Source organism: Paraburkholderia sp. Tr-20389 (assembly GCF_017104565.1).
Taxonomy (GTDB): domain Bacteria; phylum Pseudomonadota; class Gammaproteobacteria; order Burkholderiales; family Burkholderiaceae; genus Paraburkholderia.
In genome coordinates, this window is sequence record NZ_JAAGPD010000050.1 from 46,859 (window position 1) to 67,497 (window position 20,639).

General features: G+C 64.8%; 17 protein-coding genes. 13 read left to right on the forward strand and 4 right to left on the reverse strand.

Translation table 11 applies throughout. From position 1 onward, the window contains the following. The first annotated feature begins 56 nt into the window (after positions 1-56). The 13 genes from G3N95_RS34025 (at position 57) to G3N95_RS34085 (ending at position 15,953) form a co-directional block, all read left to right on the forward strand. Positions 57-170, forward strand: coding sequence for a hypothetical protein (locus G3N95_RS34025; RefSeq protein ID WP_007583456.1), 114 nt, complete (start codon positions 57-59; stop codon positions 168-170). Further along, entirely contained in the window at positions 167-259 is a 93-nt protein-coding gene (gene kdpF, locus G3N95_RS34030) for a K(+)-transporting ATPase subunit F (RefSeq protein WP_020069547.1), read from the forward strand. The genes G3N95_RS34025 and kdpF overlap by 4 nt, the downstream gene beginning before the upstream one ends. Then, on the forward strand, positions 256-2,061 hold the full coding sequence (kdpA, locus tag G3N95_RS34035) for a potassium-transporting ATPase subunit KdpA (protein ID WP_205974478.1): 1,806 nt from the start codon (positions 256-258) through the stop codon (positions 2,059-2,061). Before kdpF ends, kdpA begins: the two co-directional genes overlap by 4 nt. Before the next feature lie 57 nt (positions 2,062-2,118). Further along, entirely contained in the window at positions 2,119-4,203 is a 2,085-nt protein-coding gene (kdpB, locus tag G3N95_RS34040; protein WP_205974479.1) for a potassium-transporting ATPase subunit KdpB, read from the forward strand. 41 nt (positions 4,204-4,244) lie between these two features. Then, positions 4,245-4,826, forward strand: a complete 582-nt coding sequence (kdpC, locus tag G3N95_RS34045) for a potassium-transporting ATPase subunit KdpC (RefSeq protein ID WP_205974480.1) — start codon at positions 4,245-4,247, stop codon at positions 4,824-4,826. An 878-nt stretch (positions 4,827-5,704) separates the two neighbouring features. Further along, positions 5,705-8,563: a DUF4118 domain-containing protein gene (locus G3N95_RS34050; RefSeq protein WP_205974481.1), complete on the forward strand. Its 2,859-nt coding sequence runs from the start codon at positions 5,705-5,707 to the stop codon at positions 8,561-8,563. Further along, the gene (gene kdpE / locus G3N95_RS34055; RefSeq protein ID WP_205974482.1) at positions 8,560-9,258 is read left to right on the forward strand and encodes a two-component system response regulator KdpE; all 699 of its coding nucleotides are present in this window, start codon (positions 8,560-8,562) and stop codon (positions 9,256-9,258) included. The genes G3N95_RS34050 and kdpE overlap by 4 nt, the downstream gene beginning before the upstream one ends. A 149-nt stretch (positions 9,259-9,407) precedes the next feature. Continuing rightward, positions 9,408-9,728 (forward strand): quaternary ammonium compound efflux SMR transporter SugE, encoded by a 321-nt coding sequence (gene sugE / locus G3N95_RS34060; RefSeq protein ID WP_205974483.1) that lies wholly within the window; start codon positions 9,408-9,410, stop codon positions 9,726-9,728. Between the two features lie 1,019 nt (positions 9,729-10,747). After that, positions 10,748-11,359, forward strand: coding sequence for a DUF4126 domain-containing protein (locus G3N95_RS34065; protein ID WP_205974484.1), 612 nt, complete (start codon positions 10,748-10,750; stop codon positions 11,357-11,359). 116 nt (positions 11,360-11,475) lie between these two features. Beyond that, positions 11,476-13,965 (forward strand): FtsX-like permease family protein, encoded by a 2,490-nt coding sequence (locus G3N95_RS34070; protein WP_205974506.1) that lies wholly within the window; start codon positions 11,476-11,478, stop codon positions 13,963-13,965. Between the two features lie 47 nt (positions 13,966-14,012). Then, positions 14,013-14,423, forward strand: coding sequence for a group II truncated hemoglobin (locus tag G3N95_RS34075; protein WP_205974485.1), 411 nt, complete (start codon positions 14,013-14,015; stop codon positions 14,421-14,423). A 166-nt stretch (positions 14,424-14,589) separates the two neighbouring features. After that, positions 14,590-15,321, forward strand: a complete 732-nt coding sequence (locus tag G3N95_RS34080; RefSeq protein ID WP_205974486.1) for an alanyl-tRNA editing protein — start codon at positions 14,590-14,592, stop codon at positions 15,319-15,321. Then, positions 15,318-15,953 (forward strand): DUF924 family protein, encoded by a 636-nt coding sequence (locus G3N95_RS34085; protein WP_205974487.1) that lies wholly within the window; start codon positions 15,318-15,320, stop codon positions 15,951-15,953. Before G3N95_RS34080 ends, G3N95_RS34085 begins: the two co-directional genes overlap by 4 nt. Before the next feature lie 22 nt (positions 15,954-15,975). Here the strand turns inward: G3N95_RS34085 and G3N95_RS34090 are convergent, their stop codons facing one another. The 4 genes from G3N95_RS34090 to G3N95_RS34105 form a co-directional block, all read right to left on the reverse strand. Continuing rightward, a complete protein-coding gene (locus G3N95_RS34090; RefSeq protein ID WP_205974488.1) occupies positions 15,976-17,919 on the reverse strand; it encodes a glycosyl transferase in 1,944 nt (647 codons plus the stop codon). Between the two features lie 257 nt (positions 17,920-18,176). Next, positions 18,177-18,923, reverse strand: a complete 747-nt coding sequence (locus G3N95_RS34095) for an SDR family oxidoreductase (protein WP_205974489.1) — start codon at positions 18,921-18,923, stop codon at positions 18,177-18,179. A 40-nt stretch (positions 18,924-18,963) separates the two neighbouring features. Then, entirely contained in the window at positions 18,964-19,548 is a 585-nt protein-coding gene (locus tag G3N95_RS34100) for a TIGR00730 family Rossman fold protein (protein ID WP_205974490.1), read from the reverse strand. 2 nt (positions 19,549-19,550) lie between these two features. After that, on the reverse strand, positions 19,551-20,267 hold the full coding sequence (locus G3N95_RS34105) for a TetR/AcrR family transcriptional regulator (protein ID WP_012401416.1): 717 nt from the start codon (positions 20,265-20,267) through the stop codon (positions 19,551-19,553). Between the last annotated feature and the right edge of the window lie 372 nt (positions 20,268-20,639).

Consider the following 20,639-nt stretch of genomic DNA (forward strand, 5'->3'; position numbering starts at 1 on the left):
ACGCCGATCGGCATAACGTTGCGCACATCCATCGTCCAACAAATGGAGAACATGAAATGGATGTGCTGTACGTCGGGGGTATCGCGCTTTTTGCTGCGCTGACCTTTGGATTGATCGCCGGGTGCGAGAAGCTGACGCGCTACGGCCGTGGTCAGGGAGCGCGCTCATGAACTGGATGCTCTGGCTCTCGGGCGCGGCGACCGCGCTGCTGTTCGCCTATCTCGTCTATGCGCTGCTGCGCGCGGAGGACATTGAATGAACCTCAACAATGTCCTGCAGCCAGCGCTCTTCATTGTCGTGCTGCTAGCGGCCGCCGTGCCCGTTTCGCGCTATCTGTCGCGCGTGATGGACGGCACCTCGCGCGTGGTCAAACTGGGCGGCCCCGTCGAGCGAGTGCTGTACCGTCTCGCGGGCGTCGATCCATCGCAGGAAATGGGTTGGAAGCACTACGCGATCGCCACGCTCGCGTTCAATCTGCTCGGCGTCGTGTTTCTGTATGTGCTGCTGCGCGTGCAGGGCTGGCTGCCCGGCAATCCGCAGCAGTTCGGCGCGATGACCGTCGACGGTGCGTTCAACACCGCGATCAGCTTCGTCACCAACACGAACTGGCAGGACTACACGCCGGAACAGACGGTCGGCTATCTGACGCAGATGCTCGGTTTCACGGTGCAGAACTTCTTGTCGGCGGCGACGGGCATCGTCGTCGTGATCGCGCTGGTGCGCGGTTTCGCGCGCCACACCGCGCAGACCATCGGCAACTTCTGGGTCGACATCACGCGCGTGACGCTCTACGTGCTGCTGCCGATGGCGGCCGTCATCGCCGCGCTGCTGATGAGCCAGGGCGTGATCCAGAACTTCAAGTCCTATGAAGACGTGCCGACGCTGCAGACCACCACGTACGCCGCGCCGAAAATGGATGCGCAGGGCAATCCCGTGAAGGACGCGAAGGGCAACCCCGTGACCGTCGATACACCTGTGAAGTCGCAGACCATCGCGATGGGCCCCGTCGCCTCGCAGGAAGCGATCAAGATGCTCGGCACGAACGGCGGCGGCTTCTTCAACGGCAATTCCGCGCATCCGTACGAGAACCCGACACCGTTCGCGAACTTCGTGCAGATCTTCTCGATCCTGATCATTCCCGCTGCGTTGTGTCTGGTGTTCGGCCGCATGATCGGCGATCGCCGGCAAGGCATCGCGGTGCTCGCGGTGATGACGATCGCGTTCGCCGTCTGTGTCGCGAGCGAGATCGGCGCCGAACAGGGCGGCAATCCCCTCTTTACGTCGCTGCATGTCGACCAGTCCGCGAGCGCGTTGCAGGCGGGCGGCAACATGGAAGGCAAGGAGACGCGCTTCGGCATCGCGCAGTCGGGCATCTTCACGGTCGCGACGACGGCGGCTTCTTGCGGCGCTGTCGCCAATACGCACGATTCGCTCACGCCGCTCGGCGGCCTCGTGCCGATGCTGCTGATGCAACTCGGTGAAGTGATCTTCGGCGGCGTGGGTTCGGGTCTCTACGGGATGCTGGTGTTCGCGCTGCTCGCGGTGTTCGTCGCGGGGTTGATGATCGGGCGGACGCCGGAATACGTCGGCAAGAAGATCGAAGCGTATGAGATGAAGATGGTGTCGATCGTCGTGCTGCTCACGCCGCTGCTCGTGCTCGTCGCGACGTCGATCGCGGTGCTCACGGACGCGGGCAAGGCGGGCATCCTGAATCCGGGCGCGCATGGCTTCTCGGAGATTCTCTACGCGTTCAGTTCGGCGGCGAACAACAACGGCAGTGCGTTCGCGGGCCTCACGGTGAGCACGCCGTTCTACAACTGGCTGACGGCGATCGCGATGTGGTTCGGCCGCTTCGGCACGATCGTCCCGGTGCTCGCGATTGCCGGCTCGCTCGCCGCCAAGAAACGCATTGCCGTGACGGGCGGCACGCTGCCGACGCACGGACCGCTCTTTGTCGTGCTGCTGCTCGGCACGGTGCTGCTGGTCGGCGCGCTCACCTACGTGCCCGCGCTCGCCCTCGGCCCCGGCGTCGAACATCTGATGATGATCGCGGGTCATTGATACGCCACACGCGACATACGAAGGCGCAAAAAACAGGCGAAGCAATTAGAGGAAGAAATGACTGACCATTCCGCCACCCGGTCCATGTTCGATCCGGCGCTCGTGCGCCCGGCGATCGTGGACTCGTTCAAGAAACTCAAGCCGCACACGCAGTTCCGCAACCCGGTGATGTTCTGCGTGTACGTCGGCAGCATCCTGACGACGATCCTCTGGATCGCCGCGCTGATCGGCCAGGCCGAGGCGCCCGCGGGCTTCATTCTCGCGGTGTCGCTGTGGCTGTGGTTCACGGTGCTGTTCGCGAACTTTGCCGAGGCGCTCGCGGAAGGGCGCTCGAAAGCGCAGGCGGCATCGCTGCGCAGCGCGAAGAAAGACGTGATGGCGAAGAAGCTCAATGAGCCGCATCCGAAGTCGCCGATTCGCATCATGACGGCCTCGGACCTTCGCAAGGGCGATGTCGTGCTCGTCGAAACGGGCGACGTGATTCCCGCCGACGGCGAAGTGATCGAGGGTGTCGCGTCCGTTGACGAATCGGCCATCACGGGTGAATCCGCGCCCGTGATCCGCGAATCGGGCGGCGACTTTTCGTCGGTGACGGGCGGCACGCGCGTGCTGTCGGACTGGATCGTCGTGAAGGTGACGGCCAATCCGGGCGAGGCGTTTCTCGACCGCATGATCGCGATGGTCGAAGGCGCGAAGCGTGCGAAGACGCCGAACGAAATCGCGCTGACCATTTTGCTCGTCGCGTTGACCATCGTGCTGCTGCTTGCGACGGCCACGCTGCTGCCGTTCTCGATGTTCTCCGTCGAAGCAGCGAAGGCTGGACACGTGGTGACGATCACTGCGCTCGTCGCGCTGCTCGTGTGCCTGATTCCGACGACGATCGGCGGTCTGTTGTCCGCGATCGGCGTGGCGGGCATGAGCCGGATGATGCAGGCCAACGTGATCGCCACGTCGGGCCGCGCCGTCGAAGCCGCAGGCGACGTCGATGTGCTGCTGCTGGACAAGACGGGCACGATCACGCTCGGCAACCGTCAGGCATCGGCGTTCATACCTGCTTCGGGCGTCGCGGAAGAAGCGCTCGCGGATGCGGCGCAGCTGTCGTCTCTGTCGGACGAAACGCCGGAAGGCCGCAGCATCGTCGTGCTTGCGAAGCAGCGCTTCAATATCCGCCAGCGCGACATGGCCACGCTGCATCCCGTGTTTCTCGCATTTAGCGCACACACGCGCATGAGTGGCGTCGATCTGCCCGGCCGCGAAATCCGCAAGGGCGCGGCGGACGCCGTCAAGCACTACGTCGAAGCGCACGGCGCCCAGTTCCCCGCTTATGTCGCGAATGCGGTGTCGGACGTCGCGCGACGCGGCAGCACGCCGCTCGTGGTGGCGGAGAAGGCGGAAGGCGCTGCGCGCGTGCTTGGCGTGATCGAACTGAAGGACGTGGTGAAGGGCGGCATCAAGGAGCGCTTTGCCGAACTGCGCAAGATGGGCATCAAGACCGTGATGGTGACGGGCGACAACCGTTTGACGGCGGCCGCGATTGCTGCGGAAGCGGGTGTCGACGATTTCCTCGCCGAAGCCACGCCGGAAACGAAGCTCGCGACGATCCGCGCGCATCAGGCGGAAGGGCGCCTTGTCGCGATGACGGGCGACGGCACCAATGACGCACCCGCGCTCGCGCAGGCCGACGTCGCCGTTGCGATGAACACGGGCACGCAGGCCGCGAAGGAAGCGGGCAACATGGTCGACCTCGATTCGAATCCGACCAAGCTGATCGAGATCGTCGAGATCGGCAAGCAGATGCTGATGACGCGCGGTTCGCTGACGACGTTCTCGATCGCGAACGACGTCGCCAAGTATTTCGCGATCATTCCGGCGGCGTTCGCGACCACGTATCCGGCATTGAACGCAGTGAACGTGATGCATCTGGCGACGCCGACGTCCGCGATCATGTCGGCCGTGATCTTCAACGCGCTGATCATCGTGCTGCTGATTCCTCTGGCGCTGAAGGGTGTGAAGTACCGGCCGCTCGGCGCGGCGATCCTGCTGAGGCGCAATCTGCTGATCTATGGACTTGGCGGCATCGTGGTGCCGTTCATCGGGATCAAGCTGATCGACATGGTGCTGGCCGCGTTCGGCTGGGTGTGAGTGCTACGCGAGCTTTGAATAGAGAACAAGGAAGCTGAATCATGAAATCGCTTTTTCGCCCGATGGTTGTGATCTTCGCCGTGCTGGCGGCGCTCACGGGGCTGGCGTATCCCGCCGTGATGACGGCGTTCGGCCAGGCCGTTTTTCATAACGAAGCCAACGGCAGCATGATCGAGCAGAACGGCAAGGTGGTCGGCTCGCGGCTGATCGGCCAGCAGTTCGATGCGCCGCAGTACTTCTGGGGGCGGTTGTCGGCGACGTCGCCGATGCCGTACAACGCTCAGGGGTCGAGCGGCTCGAACTTGGGGCCGATCAATCCGGCTCTCGCCGATGAAGTGAAGGGGCGGCTCGATGCCTTGAAGGCGGCTGGGCATCAGCCTGCTGGTGTGGCTGTTCCTGTCGATCTCGTGACTTCTTCAGGCAGTGGCCTTGATCCTGAGATTTCGCCTGCGGCCGCGGCTTATCAGATTGAGCGGGTTGCTGCCGCACGGAAGATGAATGTGAACGATGTCGCGGCGTTGGTGGACCGCTATACGCGCGGTCGGCAGTTTGGGGTCTTCGGCGAGGCGCGGGTGAATGTGCTTGAGCTCAATCTCGCGTTGGATGACGCGCAGCGTGGTTAGTGGTTTTTGATGTCTGCGACGCAAGCGCCATGTTTGCCTTCTCGGCGCGGGCTACGCCTTTTGGTTTTTGCTCTGCGCTTTCGCTGGCCTCCGCGGTTTGCTTCTGGTTTGCTGGCGTTGCCCCTGTGCGGGGCGGCACCTACTTTTCTTTGCAGCGGCAAAGAAAAGTAGGCAAAAGAAAGCCGCTCACCCCGCTAGCTCTTGTGCTTGCCTGCGGGCCCCCAACGGGTCCCGCACTTCGCGCGGCAACGCGCTAATTTATGCTCGTTGCCAGCGCTCTTATAACCGCATCACCCACTTCACACTCCCGCGTCACCGACCGCATTACCAGGAAGTCCACGGCCGCCCAGGTGGCAAACTGTGTGTAGGTCGTCGCGATCAAAGTGCACCACTCCGGACTGAACTTCGAGATCGGTGTCGTAGGATCGCCAACGTGTACGGTGCGACCGCCTACACGCAGTTTGCCACCTGGGCGGCGCAGACGAGTCGCTGCCGCTGGATGTGCTACGGGGGATTGAAGCGGGTGATGCGTCTGTTCAGGGCGCTGGCAACGGGAGGAAAGAAGTATGTTGCCGCGTGGGGCGTAAGAACTGTCGGGGGCCCGCAGGCAATCACTGGCACTGGCGGGGTTAGCGGCTTTCTTTTGCCTACTTTTCTTTGCCGCTGCAAAGAAAAGTAGGTGCCGCCCCGCACAGGGGCAACGCCAGCAAACCAGAAGCAAAAACGCGGATGCCAGCGAAAGCAAAAAGCCGAAGGCAAGACCGAAACCCAAAGGCGAAGCCCGCGCCGAGAAGGCCAGACTGGCGCCTGCGTCGCAGACAAGAAAAAACCCAAAAACCATGTCACCATACCCGCACGAAAGTGCATAACCACCCACTATGCCCCGCCCCGACCCCGACGAGCTCCTCGACAAACTCCAGCGAGAAGAAGAAAAACGCCAGCGCGGCAAGCTCAAGATCTTCTTTGGCGCATCAGCCGGCGTCGGCAAGACCTATGCAATGCTGCAAGCAGCAAAACGCCGCAAGGAAGAGGGCATCGACGTCGTCGTCGGCATCGCGGAGACGCACGGCCGCAGCGAAACAGCGGCGCTACTCGAAGGCCTCGAAGTCGTGCCGCTCGCGCGCATCGAATATCGCACCCGGCTGCTAGCGGAATTCAACCTCGACGCCGCGCTCGAACGCAAGCCGCAACTGATCCTCGTCGATGAACTCGCGCACTCGAACGTGCAAGGCGCCCGCCATGCCAAACGCTGGCAGGACGTCTACGAACTGCTCGATGCAGGCATCGACGTCTACACGACCGTCAACGTCCAGCACCTCGAAAGCCTCAACGACGTGGTCGGCCAGATCACGGGCATCCGCGTGTGGGAGACGGTGCCCGACCGGGTATTCGACCGCGCCGACGAAGTGACGCTCGTCGATCTGCCCGCCGAAGAACTGCTCGACCGCATGCGCGACGGCAAGGTCTATATGCCGCAGCAAGCCGAGCGCGCGGTGCGCAACTTCTTTCGCAAAGGCAACCTGATCGCGCTGCGCGAACTGGCGCTGCGGCGCACCGCCGATCGCGTCGATGCGCAGATGCGCGAGTACCGCGCCGATCGTTCGATCGAACGCATCTGGCAGGCACGCGAGCGGCTGCTCGTGTGTGTCGGTCCCGGTCCCGAGGCGCCGTTGCTGGTGCGCGCGGCGGCGCGTCTTGCAGCAAGCCTGAAGGCCGACTGGATCGCCGTGTATGTCGAAACGCCGAAGCTGCAGCGCCTGTCCGACGCACGCCGCGAACGCACCCTCGATGCACTCAAGCTCGCCGCCGAACTCGGCGCCGAAACGGCGACGCTCGCAGGCGCCGATGCGGTCCCGACATTGATCGGCTACGCACGCGTGCGCAACGTGTCGAAGCTGGTGGCGGGCGGCTCGTCGGCCACGGGCGTCGCGCGCTGGCTGCGCCGTCCATTCGGCGAGCGGCTCGCGGAACGGGCCAGCGATCTCGATCTCACGCTGATTCGTGCGAGCAATGACGAAACGTGCGCAGCAGGCACGACGCGCGATCGCATCGTCGACGCGGAAGGACGTGCGTGGCGCGATGCGCTGATCGCCGCACGCGACCGCCGCTCGCCGCCGCGCAGCTATGCGTGGGCCGTCGCGATCTGCGCGGGCGTGACGTTGGTCGCGAGCCAGCTGATCGACCGGATCGATCTCACGAACCTTGTGATGCTGTATCTGCTCGGCGTGATCTTCACAGCCGTGAAGTTGGGCCGCGGGCCGGGCGTGATGCTGTCGTTCCTGTCCGTTGCCGCATTCGATTTCTTCTTCGTGCCGCCTCGCATGTCGCTCTCGGTGAGCGACACGCAATATCTGCTGACGTTCTTCGGCATGCTGCTGACCTCGCTCGTGATCGGCCATCTGACGTCGAGTCTGCGGCGCGAGGCGAGCGTCGCGCGACGGCGCGAGCAGCGCACGGGCGCCATGTACGCGATGGCGCGTGAACTCGCGGCGGCGTTGACGACCGAGCAGATCGTCGGCATTGGCAGCCGTCATGTGAGCGAGGTGTTTCGCGCGCGCGTCGCGATGCTGCTGCCCGATAGCGCGGACCAGGTGAAGCAGAAGATCGACGATCCCGACACGAGCATCATGCTCGATCACGCGTCGCTCGATGTCGATGTCGGCCAGTGGGTCTACGATCAGCAAAAGCCTGCCGGACACGGTACGGACACGCTGCCCGCCGCCAAGGCGCTCTATCTGCCGCTGCGCGCGCCGATGCGCACGCGCGGCGTGCTCGCCGTCACGATGCAGGACGAACGCGAACTCGATGTGCCCGAGCAGCAGCGCATGCTCGACGCGTTCGCCGCGCAGATCGCGCTCGCGCTGGAACGCGTGCATTACGTCGATATCGCGCGCGATGCGCTCGTCAGCATGGAATCGGAGCGGCTGCGCAACTCGCTGCTGTCCGCGATTTCGCACGATCTGCGCACGCCGCTCACGGCGATTGTCGGTTTTTCGTCGATGCTGGCCGCGCAGCGCGACGCTCGCACCGATGCTCAGGGCGAACTGGTCGATGCGATCCACGAAGAGGCGTTGCGCATGACGGGCATCGTCACGAATCTGCTCGACATGGCGCGTCTGCAGGCGGGCAGTCTCAAGCTGAACCGCCAGTGGTCGCTGCTCGAAGAGACGGTCGGCTCGGCGCTGCGCGACTGCCGGCGCACGCTCGCGCGGCATCCTGCGAAGGTGTCGCTGCCCGCCGATCTTCCGCTGTTGCAGCTCGATGCCGTGCTGATGGAACGGCTCTTCGCGAACCTGTTCGAGAACGCCGCGAAGTACGTGCCACCCGACACGCCGTTGATGATCGGCGCGCAATGCATCGAAGAGAACGGCAAGCCGTTCGTGCGTGTCACCGTCGACGATACGGGACCGGGCTTGCCTTCGGGGATGGAAGCCCGCATCTTCGAGAAGTTCACTCGCGGCGAAAAGGAATCGGCGACGCCCGGCATCGGCCTTGGGCTTGCGATCTGCCGCGCGATTGCGGAAGCGCATGGCGGTAAAATCGGCGCGGCCAACCGCATCGCTGCCGATGGCCGCGTCGAAGGCGCGCGCTTCTGGTTCACGCTGCCCATCGAGACGCCGCCGCCCGTGCCCGATGTGTCGGATCTGCCCGATGAAGCAGCCGGCGAGCCCGATCCCGAACCGCACGCTCGACAACGAGCCGATACGCATCCGCATACTCACGATAACCACTCATGAGCGACCTGAGCATTACCGTCGTACTGATCGAAGACGAGCAACAGATTCGCCGCTTCGTGCGGGCGTCGCTGGAAGGCGAGGGCATGACCGTGTACGACGCGCCGACGGGCAAGCAGGGGCTGATCGAAGCGGCGACGCGCAAGCCCGATCTCGTGATCGTCGATCTGGGCTTGCCCGACACCGACGGTCTCGACGTGATCCGCGAACTGCGCGGCTGGAGCGAGTTGCCTGTGATCGTGCTGTCGGCGCGCACGCAGGAGAGCGAGAAGGTTGCCGCGCTCGATGCAGGCGCCGACGACTATCTGACCAAGCCGTTTGGCGTATCCGAACTGCTGGCGCGGATCCGCGCACATTTGCGCCGGCGCAACCAGGGCGGCCCGGCCGAGACGCCGCAGGTACATTTCGGCGGCGTGACCGTCGATCTGGCCTTGCGGCAGGTATCACGCGACGGCGAGCCCGTGCATCTGACGCCGCTCGAATACCGGCTGCTCGCGACGCTCGTGCGTCATGCGGGGCGTGTGCTCACGCATCGCCAGTTGTTGCGCGACGTGTGGGGGCCGTCGCATGTCGAAAGCCATCACTATCTGCGCATCTACATGGCGCATTTGCGGCAGAAGCTGGAGCGCGATCCGGCGCAGCCCGAGCATATCGTCACGGAGACGGGGGTGGGGTATCGGTTGGTCGGTGTTGCCTGAGGCGGACAGTGTTGCGGCGATTCATATCGGATCGCGTATGGCTGGCGGTGAAAGGCGCACCATCTTGATATAATTGTGGGTGGCAAGGACGGCCTTGCTGCATCCGCTTTCAACGGGGACGGCCCCATCGATCAATGGGAGTTCGTCTCATGTCCTGGATTCTTCTCTTTATCGCCGGTCTGCTGGAAGTTGCGTGGGCGGCCGGTCTCAAGACCTCCGAAGGTTTCACTCGTTTCTGGCCGTCGGTGTTCACCGTCGTGACGGCGCTCGGCAGTTTCGTGCTGCTCGCAATGGCTATGCGGCAGTTGCCGCTGGGAACCGCTTACGCGGTGTGGACGGGGATTGGCGCCGTCGGCGCGTTTATCTTCGGCATCGTCATGATGGGTGAAGCGGTGACCGTTGCACGCGTTGGCAGCGCGGTGCTCATTGTTGTGGGGTTGATCGGGCTTAAGTTGTCGTCGGGGCATTAAGGTTTTTTTGTTGTCTGCGACGCAGTCGCCATTGTTGCCTTCTCGGCGCGGGCTTCGCCTCTTGGGTTTCGGTCTTGCCTTCGGCTTTTTGCTTTCGCTGGCATCCGCGTTTTTGCTTCTGGTTTGCTGGCGTTGCCCCTGTGCGGGGCGGCACCTACTTTTCTTTGCAGCGGCAAAGAAAAGTAGGCAAAAGAAAGCCGCTAACCCCGCCAGTGCCAGTGCTTGCCTGCGGGCCCCCGACAGTTCTTACGCTCCACACGGCAACGTACTTCTTTTCTCCCGTTGCCAGCGCCCTGAACAGACGCATCACCCGCTTCAATCCCCCGTAGCACATCCAGCGGCAGCGACTCGTCTGCGCCGCCCAGGTGGCAAACTGTGTGTAGGCGGTCGCGCCGTACACGTTGGCGCTCCTACGACACCGATCCAGAAGTTCAGTCCGGAGTGGTGCATTTGCGTCGAGACAGCCTACACATAGTTTGCCACCTGGGCGGCAGTGGGACGTCTGGTAACGCAGTCCGCGTCGCGGGAGTGTGGAGTGGGTGATGCGTGCATTAGCACGTTGGCAACGCGCGAAAGCAAGTGCGTTGCCGCGTGAAGCGTAAGAACTGATGGGGGCCCGCAGGCAACAAGTAGCACTGGCGGTGTGAGCCCGCTTTCTTTGCTTACTTTCTTTGCGGCGGCAAAGAAAGTAAGTGCCGCCCCGCACAGGGGCAACGCATGAACTACCAACACCAAAACGCGGATGCCAGCAACAGCAACAGCAACAGCAAAAAACCAAACCGACAGGCGAAGCCGCGCCGCAGGCAAAAACCGGCAAAACCGCGCCGCAGGCAAAACCCGAAAACGAGCCCACCCCCCGTGGGCTAGCTATAATGAGACGGAAATCATCCTGAAATTGCTCCGCGCGGCCTTGATGCGCGGATCCGGCGGCTTCGGCACGGCGGAGCCTCTGGCACTTCCGCGTCCCCGGCACGAGCCGCCGGAACTGACGGCACGCGACGCGCGCCTCGGAGGCGGCCATGCTTGAACCTCTTTCGCTTGCGGCGGGCCTGTCGTGGGGCAGCGGCTTGCGTCTTTATCTGACGGTGCTGATCGCGGGCGTCTTCGGTCGCGCCGGCTTCATCCATCTCCCTGATACGCTGTCCGTCCTGCAGTCGCCGTGGGTCATCGGCACCGCCGCACTACTCACCCTCGCCGAATTTCTCGCCGACAAGATTCCCGCGTTCGATTCGCTGTGGGACGCCGTCCACACCTTCATTCGCATTCCTGCAGGCGCCGTGCTGGCCGTCGGCGCGCTCGGTCATGCCGATCCCGCCATGATGACGATCGCCGCGCTCGCGGGCGGCACGCTCGCCGGCGCCGCGCATCTGACGAAGGCAGGCACCCGCGCGCTGATCAACCTGTCGCCGGAACCCGTGTCGAATGTCGTCACGTCGACGGCTGAGGACGGGCTCGTGTTCGGCGGCCTGTTGCTGGCACTGTTCGTTCCCGTGCTGTTCCTCGTGCTGCTGGTCGGCTTCCTCGTGCTCGCGAGCTGGGTGCTGCCGCGTCTGTGGCGCAGCGTGCAGGGCGGCTTCCGCGGCATGGCGACGCACATGGTGTCGCGACTCGCGCGGAGCCGTCACGATTGAGCGAAGCCGAACGCGTCACCACCGAGGCTCCCCCCGAGCTTCCACGTCACCATCCCAGGCAGCGCGCGTCCGCGCACCGGCTGTCGCTGGGCCATCTGCTGCATCAGTCGCTGCGCATGACGGCGCGCGACTGGCGCGCAGGCGAACTGACCATGCTGCTGCTCGCGCTCGTGCTGGCCGTCGCGGCACTGTCGAGCGTCGGCTTTCTCGCCGACCGTCTGCATCAGGGGCTCGAGCGCGATGCGCGGCGCATGATCGCCGCCGATTTCATCGTCCGCTCCGACCATCCCGTCGACCCGCAATTCTTCGACAAGGCCAAAGCGCTCGGTCTCGACACGGCGACGACGGCGATTTTCCCCAGCATGGTCAACTCGACGGCGGCCAAGCCTGTGTCGCGCCTCGCTGCCGTCAAGGCGGTGTCGGCGGGCTATCCGCTGCGCGGCGAGCTGAAGATCGCGCTCGCGTCCGGCGCGCCCGATCGAGAAGTGCGCGGCATTCCGCCGTCCGGCGAAGTGTGGGTCGACCAGCAGATGCTCGATGCGCTGAAGGCGCACATCGGCGACAAGGTGAAAGTGGGCGGGCGCGATTTCACGATCGGCGCACTGATTACGCGCGAGCTGGACCGTGGCTTCGCGTTCGTCAATTTTTCGCCGCGTCTGATGATGCGCGCGGACGATCTGGCGTCGACGGGCCTGACGGGCTACGGCAGCCGCGTCACGTACCGGCTGCTGGTGGCGGGCGGCGACGAGAGTGTCGCGACGTTTTCGAAGTGGGCGCATGAGCGCGTCGACAACGGCAAGATGCGCGGCTACGCGCTGGAATCGCTGCAGGACGGCCAGCCGCAGGTGCGTCAGACGCTCGATCGCGCGAGCCACTTCCTGACGCTCGTCTCGCTGCTGACGGCGCTGCTGGCCGCCGTGGCGATCGCGATGGCCGCGCATCGCTACATGCGCCGGCATCTCGACAGTTGCGCCGCAATGCGCTGCCTCGGCGCCAGCCAGCGGACCTTGCGCGCGCTGTTTCTGTTCGAGTTCGCGGGACTCGGTCTGCTCGGCGGCGTCGCGGGCGTCGTGCTCGGCTTCGGCGGGCATCTTGCGCTCTTCTGGTGGCTCGGCAGCCTGATCGACGTGTCGCTGCCTTATCCAAGCGTGTGGCCGGCTCTCGAAGGCATCGCCGCGGGTCTCGTGCTGCTGATCGGTTTCGCGCTGCCGCCGCTGTTGCCGTTGACGCACGTGCCGCCCGTGCGGGTGCTGCGCCGCGAGTGGGGCGACGAAGGGCGCACGGCGTGGGCCGCATACGCGCTCGGCATCGTGCTGTTCGCCGGGCTGCTGATTCTCGCGGCAGGCGAGCTGAAGATCGGCGGTATCGTCGCGGGCGGTTTCGCAGGCGGGCTGCTGCTGTTCTCGCTGATCGCGCGCGCCGCGCTGTGGGGCGCGGCGCGCATCGTGCGCAGCGAGCGCTTTTCTATCGGCATCGGCTGGCGCTACGCGCTGGCGTCGCTGGAACGCCGCGCGAATTCCAGCGCGCTGCAGATCACCGCGCTCGCGATCGGCCTGATGTGCCTGCTATTGATCGGCATGACGCGCAACGACCTGATCGAAGGCTGGCATCGCTCGACGCCGCCCGACGCGCCGAACGAATTCATCATCGATATCCAGCCCGATCAGCGCGATGTCGTGACGCACTATCTGTCGGCGCACGGTTTTCCGGGCGTCGATCTCGAGCCGATGGTGCGCGGCCGGCTGATCGCGATCAACGACAAGCCCGTCAATCCCGACGACTACAAGAACGAAGACGCGCGGCGACTCGTCGATCGCGAGTTCAACCTGTCGTACACGACTCAGTTGCCGGACGACAACCGGATCGTGTCGGGTGACTGGTACGGCGACACGACGGCGCCGCAGATTTCGATCGAACAGGGCCTCGCGAAGATCCTGAACGTGAAGGTCGGCGACACGATGCGCTTCGACGTGACGGGCCTGCAGGTCGATGCGCCCGTGACGAGCGTGCGCAAGCTCGACTGGGGTTCGTTCAAGGTCAACTTCTTCGTCGTGATGCCGCCGGCCGCGCTGAAGGACTATCCGGCGACCTTCATCACGAGCTTCCATGTGCCGCCCGAGCAGCGCACGGTGATCGACGGTCTGATCGGCCAGTACCCGAACCTCACCGCCATCGATACCGCGCCGATTCTCGCTCAGGTGCAGCGCGTGATCGGCCAGGTGATCGGCGCGGTGCAGTTCCTGTTCGCCTTCACGCTGATCGCGGGCGTGCTGGTGCTCTACGCCGCACTGGCGGGCACGCGCGACGAGCGTATGCGAGAATCCGCGCTGCTGCGCGCGCTCGGCGCGTCGCACGCGCAGGTGCGCGCGGTGCAGGTCGCGGAGTTCGTCGTGGTCGGCGCGCTGTCGGGCCTGATGGCGGCAGTCGGCTCGCAGCTGATCGGCTTCGTGCTCGCCGCGCGCGTGTTCGATTTTTCGATCGACTTCAACCCGTGGCTCGTGCCGGCGGGCATTGCGGCGGGCGTCGTGTGCTCGGCCGTCGGTGGGTGGCTGAGCCTGCGTCACGTGCTGATGCGGCCCGCGCTGCAATCGTTGCGCGATGCGTGACATCGTGTTCCGCTTTTTTGACTTCCCTTTGACTGTGTTTTGCCCGTATGACTGATCCGATTGACGAAGCGCCGTCGCAGCCGACCGCCTTCGAACTCGTTGGCGGCGAGGCGCGCGTGCGCGAACTCGTCGACCGCTTTTACGACCTGATGGACCTCGAAACCGACTTCGCCGGCATCCGCAAGCTGCATCCGCCGACGCTCGAAGGCTCGCGCGACAAGCTGTTCTGGTTTCTGTGCGGCTGGCTCGGCGGCCCCGATCACTACATCAGCCGCTTCGGCCATCCGCGTCTGCGCGCGCGGCATCTGCCGTTCCAGATCGCGTCGGTGGAGCGCGACCAATGGCTGCGCTGCATGGCGTGGGCGATGGAAGACGTCGGCTTGCCCGAGCCGCTGCGCGAGCGCCTGCTGCATTCGTTCTTCGATACCGCGGACTGGATGCGCAATCATCCGGGCTGACGCGTGAGGCGTCGTCCGGCTGACGCCGATGTGTTGCGCGCGGTAAAACCGTCGTGTCAAAGCGCCCGGTACAGTTCGGTCGGGAGCGCCTGGATGTGAACGAGGCGGGCGTTGCGCGCATCGGCATAATGTCCGCTAGTACAAGCCAGGCACAAGGAGACTCCCCATGACGACGCGCGCGCTCTTTCGCGACGACGCCTATCTGACCCGCTGCGACGCGACCATCACCGCGATCGACGAGCAGGGCATCCATCTCGACCAGACCGTGTTCTATCCGCTCGGCGGCGGCCAGGCGGGCGACGCCGGCGTGCTGACGCTCGCGGACGGCACGCGCATCGAAATCGCCGACACTCGCAAGGCGAAGTTCGAAGGCGCGACGCCCGACGATGCCGTCCACGTTCCCGCGCCCGGCCAGCAAGCGCTGCTGGCGCAACTCGCCGCCGGCCAGCCGCTGACGGCGGAGATCGACTGGGGCCGCCGCTACCGGCATATGCGCCTGCACACGGCGAGTCATCTGATGTGCGCGGTGCTGCCGTATCCCGTCGACGGCTGCAGCATCACGGCGGACTATGCGCGCCTCGACTTCGCGACGGTCGAGCCGATCGGCCGCGAGGAGGTCGAGGCGCGGCTCGCGGAACTGGTGGGCGGCGCGCACGGCGTTGCGACGCAGTGGATCACCGATGACGAAATGGCGGCGCGTCCCGAACTCGTGCGCACAATGAGTGTGAAGCCGCCGATGGGCCTTGGCCGCGTGCGTCTGTTGCGCATCGAAGGCGTCGACCTGCAGCCGTGCGGCGGCACGCATGTGCGCAACACGCAGGAGATCGGCGCGCTGCGCGTCGCGAAGCTCGAAAAGAAAAGCGCGCGTACGCGGCGTCTCGTGCTGGAGCTTGCGTGAGCGTGCGCATCGACGCGGCCGCGTATTCATCCGAAGCGGACTACGCCGCGCTCGATCCTCGCGCGCGCGATGTGCTCGACTGCTGGTTCGGCTTGCCCGGATCGGACGAATACGGCACGGATCAGAAGCGCTGGTTCAAACGCAGCGACGCGTTCGACGCGATGCTGCGCGAGCGCTTCGGCGCGCTGATCGAAGCGGCGCTCGCGCATGAACTCGATGCGTGGCTGGCGACGCCGCTCGGAGCACTCGCGCTCGTGATCGTGCTCGACCAGTTCACGCGCAACTGTCACCGCAAAACAGCGCGCATGTACGACGGCGACGCGCAGGCGCTGGGCATCGCGCGTCGCATGATCGAAGCGGGCGGCGATGTGCTGCTGCCGACCGTCTATCACCGGGCGTTCGCCTATATCCCGTTCGAGCACGACGAAACACGCGAAGGCCAGCGTGAAGGCGTGCGCCTGTACACGCTGCTCGAAACGCTCGGGCTCGATCCGTCCTATGCGCGCTCGGCAGTACGCCACGCGCAGGTGGTCGAGCGCTTCGGACGCTTTCCGCATCGCAATGCGCTGCTCGGCCGTCCTTCGACTGAGGAAGAGACGGCGTTCCTGCGCGAGCCGGGTTCGTCGTTCTGACGCGTTCCGGCCCGACGCGGATTCAGTCGCCGGCGCCCGTGGCCGACGGCGTGCGCACGAACACGCGCAGCAGCTCGTCGTTGTCGCCGGGCCGTGCGCCCGACCAGAACAACTGCCAGCCGTCGCGTGGCTGCGCGGGATCCTGACGGCGCGTTTGCACGATCAGCCAGGTACAGGCTTGCGCATCGCCGGCAGGGTCCGCCGCATTCGGCGCATTCAAGGGCATATGCTCGATGCCGGCAAAGTAATACAGCATCGGCGCTTCCGATTCGCCGAGCGCGAGACTCGCCATGCAATCGTCGTCGTTCCACTGCGCGGCGAGGTGCGTGTGGAGATCTTCGAACACCGAGCGGTAGCTCTTCGCCAGATCGAGCCACGGCAGCAGCAGCGTGCTGACGAGTCCCCACGCGACGATCGCACCCGCACACCAGCTCAGCGCGCCGCGCCATTTGCCTGCGTGCCGGATGAGCGGCAGCAGCCACATCCAGCCGACCGTCAGCGCGAGCGCCGCGGCCACTTCAACGGGATGGATCGGCAGCGTCCAGTCGAGCGGCAGCCAGCGGCCCAGCAGATGAACCGATGCACGGTTGCCGGCGGGATTCGTCATCGTCGACCAGATCATCCACGCGAGTGCGGTGAGCACGCCGAACAGCACGCGGCTCGTCATGTCCCATCCGGTGTGCACGCGCTGCGGCAACCGTTCGATCGCGCGCGCGGCGAGCGGCGCGAGCGGCGCGATGAACGGCAGGATGTACAGTTCGCGGATCGTCGCCGAGGTTTGCAGTACCGCGAAGCCCGTGCCCGCAAAGATCAGCGGTAGTGCGACGCGTGGGTCGCGCAGTTCACGCCATCCGCTGCGAGCCAATCCGGCGAGCGCGACGAGCGCCAGCGGCACGACAGGAAAACCGACCGTGAGAATCGTCTTCAGCACGAACAGCTTGTTGTCGTTTTCCGAACCCAGTTCGGGCACGGAGAAGCCGAAGAAGCGTCCGACATTGTTGTCCCACAGCCAGACCTTGAAGAGCGCCCCGGAGCGCAGATAGAAGCAGATGGGCCAGATCAGCGCGAACGGCGCGAACATGCACGCCGCCAGCGCGAGCGCGCGTGCGAAGCGCAGGCTGCGGCACGCCGGATAAAGCGCGAGCACGGCGCAGAGGGTCGCGCCGAACACGAGCGGCACGAACAGTCCCTTCGACAACAGCGCGATGCCGACGCCCGCACCGAACATCGCAGCCGCGTTGCCGTCGCGTTGCGCGTCGTCTCGACGCGAATCGGCGGGGTCGATCGAGGCCTGGTTGTGGACCGACAGTACCAGGTCGAACAGGCCGCAGAAGCCGAGCGCAGCGCCCGCCATCAGCGCGACGTCGGTCATCATGTCGTGCGCGTGCTTGACGACGACGAGTGTTCCCGCGAACAGCGCGAGCGAGCCGATCACGCGCGGATCGAACCAGCGTGCCGCGCCCGCCGAACGCCGCGCGAGGCGTGCAAGGCATAGCAGCGTCAGCATGCCGAAGAGGGCGCTGGCCACGCGTGCGCCGTCGTGCAGCGGCAAGTAGCGGCTCAGGAGCCACGCCGTGCCCGCCGCGACCCAGTCGTAGATGGGCGGCTTTTCGACGAACGGTTGGCCCGCGTTGGTCGGCACCACGAGGTCACCCGTATCGAGCATGTGCTGGACGATGCCGAACGTGTAGGTCTCGTCCTGCTTCCACGGATCGTGGCCGAGCGTGCCGGGCAACAGCCACGCGCAGACGATCGCGACGGCGATCGTCCAGCGCGCCGCACGCGACGCGGCAAGCTTGCGGATCAGGCTCGGGGCGAGGAAATCGGCGGGAAGAGGCGTTGCGGCATCGGTGTCGACGGCCTGGTCGGCGCGCCTGGGCGCCGACCAGGCTCCCCGCAGCGCGAATAGCGCCGAGAGGGCGGCCGCTCCCCAGCGCCACCTTTTCGAAGGATTCTGTTGCTGCATGACGATAGATCTCTGGCCTTGGAACGCGACAGCGTGGGCCACGATCCTTTTTGTTCGTACGACGTCCGCTGTGTTTCGCGAACGAATAATCTCATTTTATCGGCCGATTATTACGAACGGTTACGAGATTTCTGAAGGGTGCTGAAAATCGCGGCAAAGTGTTGGGAAAAGCGCGAAAAGCAGGACGCGCAATAAGGCACGGCGCTTCGTGACGAAGCGCCGTGCAATCGGCGTGAAAGGAAGGGGGAGTGAGTGCGTCAGCGGCCGGCGCTGACGTCGAGCAGTGCGCCCGTCACATACGACGATGCGTCGCTCAGCAGCCAGACGATGGCTTCGGCGACTTCGTCGGCCGTGCCTGGACGGCCGAGCGGCGTTTGGGCGCCGAGCACCGCGGCGCGGTCCGGACGGCCGCCGCTTGCGTGGATGTCGGTGTCGATCAATCCGGGGCGTACGGCGTTCACGCGGACGCCCTGCGGCCCGAGTTCTTTCGCGAGACCGATCGTCAAGGTGTCGACGGCGCCTTTCGAGCCGGCGTAATCGACGTATTCGTTCGGCGAGCCGAGGCGCGACGCCGCCGACGACACGTTCACGATCGCGCCGCCATGCCCGCCGCGATCCTTCGACATGCGCCGCGCCGCCTCGCGCGCGCACAGGTATGCGCCGTACACGTTGACGTCGAACATGCGCTTCAGACGCGCCGCGTCCATGTCGGCGAGCGGCATCGAAGGCGCGACGATGCCCGCGTTGTTGACGAGCGCGTCGATGCGGCCATAGGCCTGCTCCAGCGCGTCGAACATCGCGACGACCTGTGCTTCGTCGGCGACGTCGCCGGCGATCAGGCGCGCGTGGCCGCCTGCGCGCCCGACTTCGGCGGCCGTTTCTTTCGCGGCGGTTTCGTTGCTCGCGTAGTTCACGCCGACGGACCAGCCGCGCGCGCCGAGCATTCGGGCAGTCGCGCGGCCGATGCCGCGGCTCGCGCCCGTGATCAGAACCACTTTCGTCATGTGTACTCCCGGCTGATGAAGCGCAAGAGGTCCGTGTGCGTCAGACGCGCTCGCGGCGGTCCGCCCACTTGTCCTGCGACGGCGGCTGATAGCGTTGCAGCTTGCCGATCAGCGCAGCGGGGTCGCTGTCGATCTGCAGGATGTCGAAGTACGTCTGGCGCATGAAGCCTTCCTGCACGGTGTGTTCGAGCATCGAGATCAGCGGATCGTAGAAGCCGTCGATGTTGAGCACGGCCACGGCCTTCTGGTGATAGCCGAGCTGCGCCCACGTGAAGACCTCGAACAGTTCTTCGAGCGTGCCTGCACCGCCCGGCATCGCGACGAATGCGTCGGACAGGTCGGCCATCATCTTCTTGCGATGATGCATGTCGGGCACGACGTGCAGTTCCGACAGACCGTTGTGGCCGACTTCCTTGTTGACCAGCAGTTCGGGGATCACGCCGATTGCGCGGCCGCCTGCGGCCATCACTTCATCGGCGATCACGCCCATCAGGCCGACCTTGCCGCCGCCGTAGACGAGCGACAGGTTTGCCGCGACCAGCGCGCGGCCGAACGCTTTGGCGGCGTCGCGATACAGCGGTTTGGCTCCGTCTGACGAGCCGCAATAGACGCAGACTGCCTTCATCTTCAACTGTCCTTCGATTCGTTACGCGGTTCGCGCGGCGGCAGGTAGTCGTAGAACTCGCGCTGCGGGTGCTTGCCCGACACGAGATCGTCGAACAGTTCGCGCGAGCGGCCGCGCAGATACGGCGCCATCAGCGACACGATCTGCACGCTGACCTGATGCAGTTCTGCGCGGATCGTTTCCTGCTCGTTGTATTTGCGCGGGTTCATCACGAACTGGTACGACAGCCAGTACGTTGCGATCACGCCGATGTTGGTAGCGATCACCTTGATTTCATCGGGTGTCGCGACCATTTCGCCGTCGGCGACGAGTTGTTCGCAGAACTGGCTCGCGAAGCGCACTTTGTGGCTGATGATCTGCTTGAAGTGCGTTTCGAGGGTGCGGTTGCGTGCGAGCAGGTCGTTCAGGTCGCGGTACAGGAAACGGTAGCGCCAGGTGAAGTCGACCATGTACTGCAGATACGACCACATTTCGTCGATGGTCGCGCGATGGTCTTCCGGAAAACGCAGACGCTTTTCGATCTCCTGCTCGAACTGGCTGAAGATGCTGTTGATGATGTCGTCTTTGTTGCGGAAGTGGTAGTACAGGTTGCCTGGACTGATCTCCATTTCCTCGGCGATCGTCGTCGTCGTGACGTTCGGCTCGCCGATCTCGTTGAAGAGCTTCAACGATAGTTCGAGAATCCGTTCGCGCGTGCGGCGGGGAGGTTTGGCTTCCATGTCGTCCGGCCCAGGGGTGTGACGGGCGGTTTTGTACGCCCGTAATTGCGGCGCGCGTCTCCACTCGTCTTTTGGTTGGCTGTAGTTGAGGCTTCTTGTGATTATAAACCGAGCGTTCAGTGCGGACCGCAGGGGGCTGAGGGAGGGGTGGGGTGTTGGGGTTGGGGTTGGGGTTGGGGTTGGTTTTGGTTTTGTTGTTAACGCTGGCATCCGCGATTTCACGTCGGTGTTCATGCGTTGCCCCTGTGCGGGGCGGCACTTACTTTCTTTGCCGCCGCAAAGAAAGTAAGCAAAGAAAGCGGGCTCACACCGCCAGTGCTAGTGATCGCCTGCGGGCCCCCAACAGTTCCTACACTCCACGCGGCAACGCGC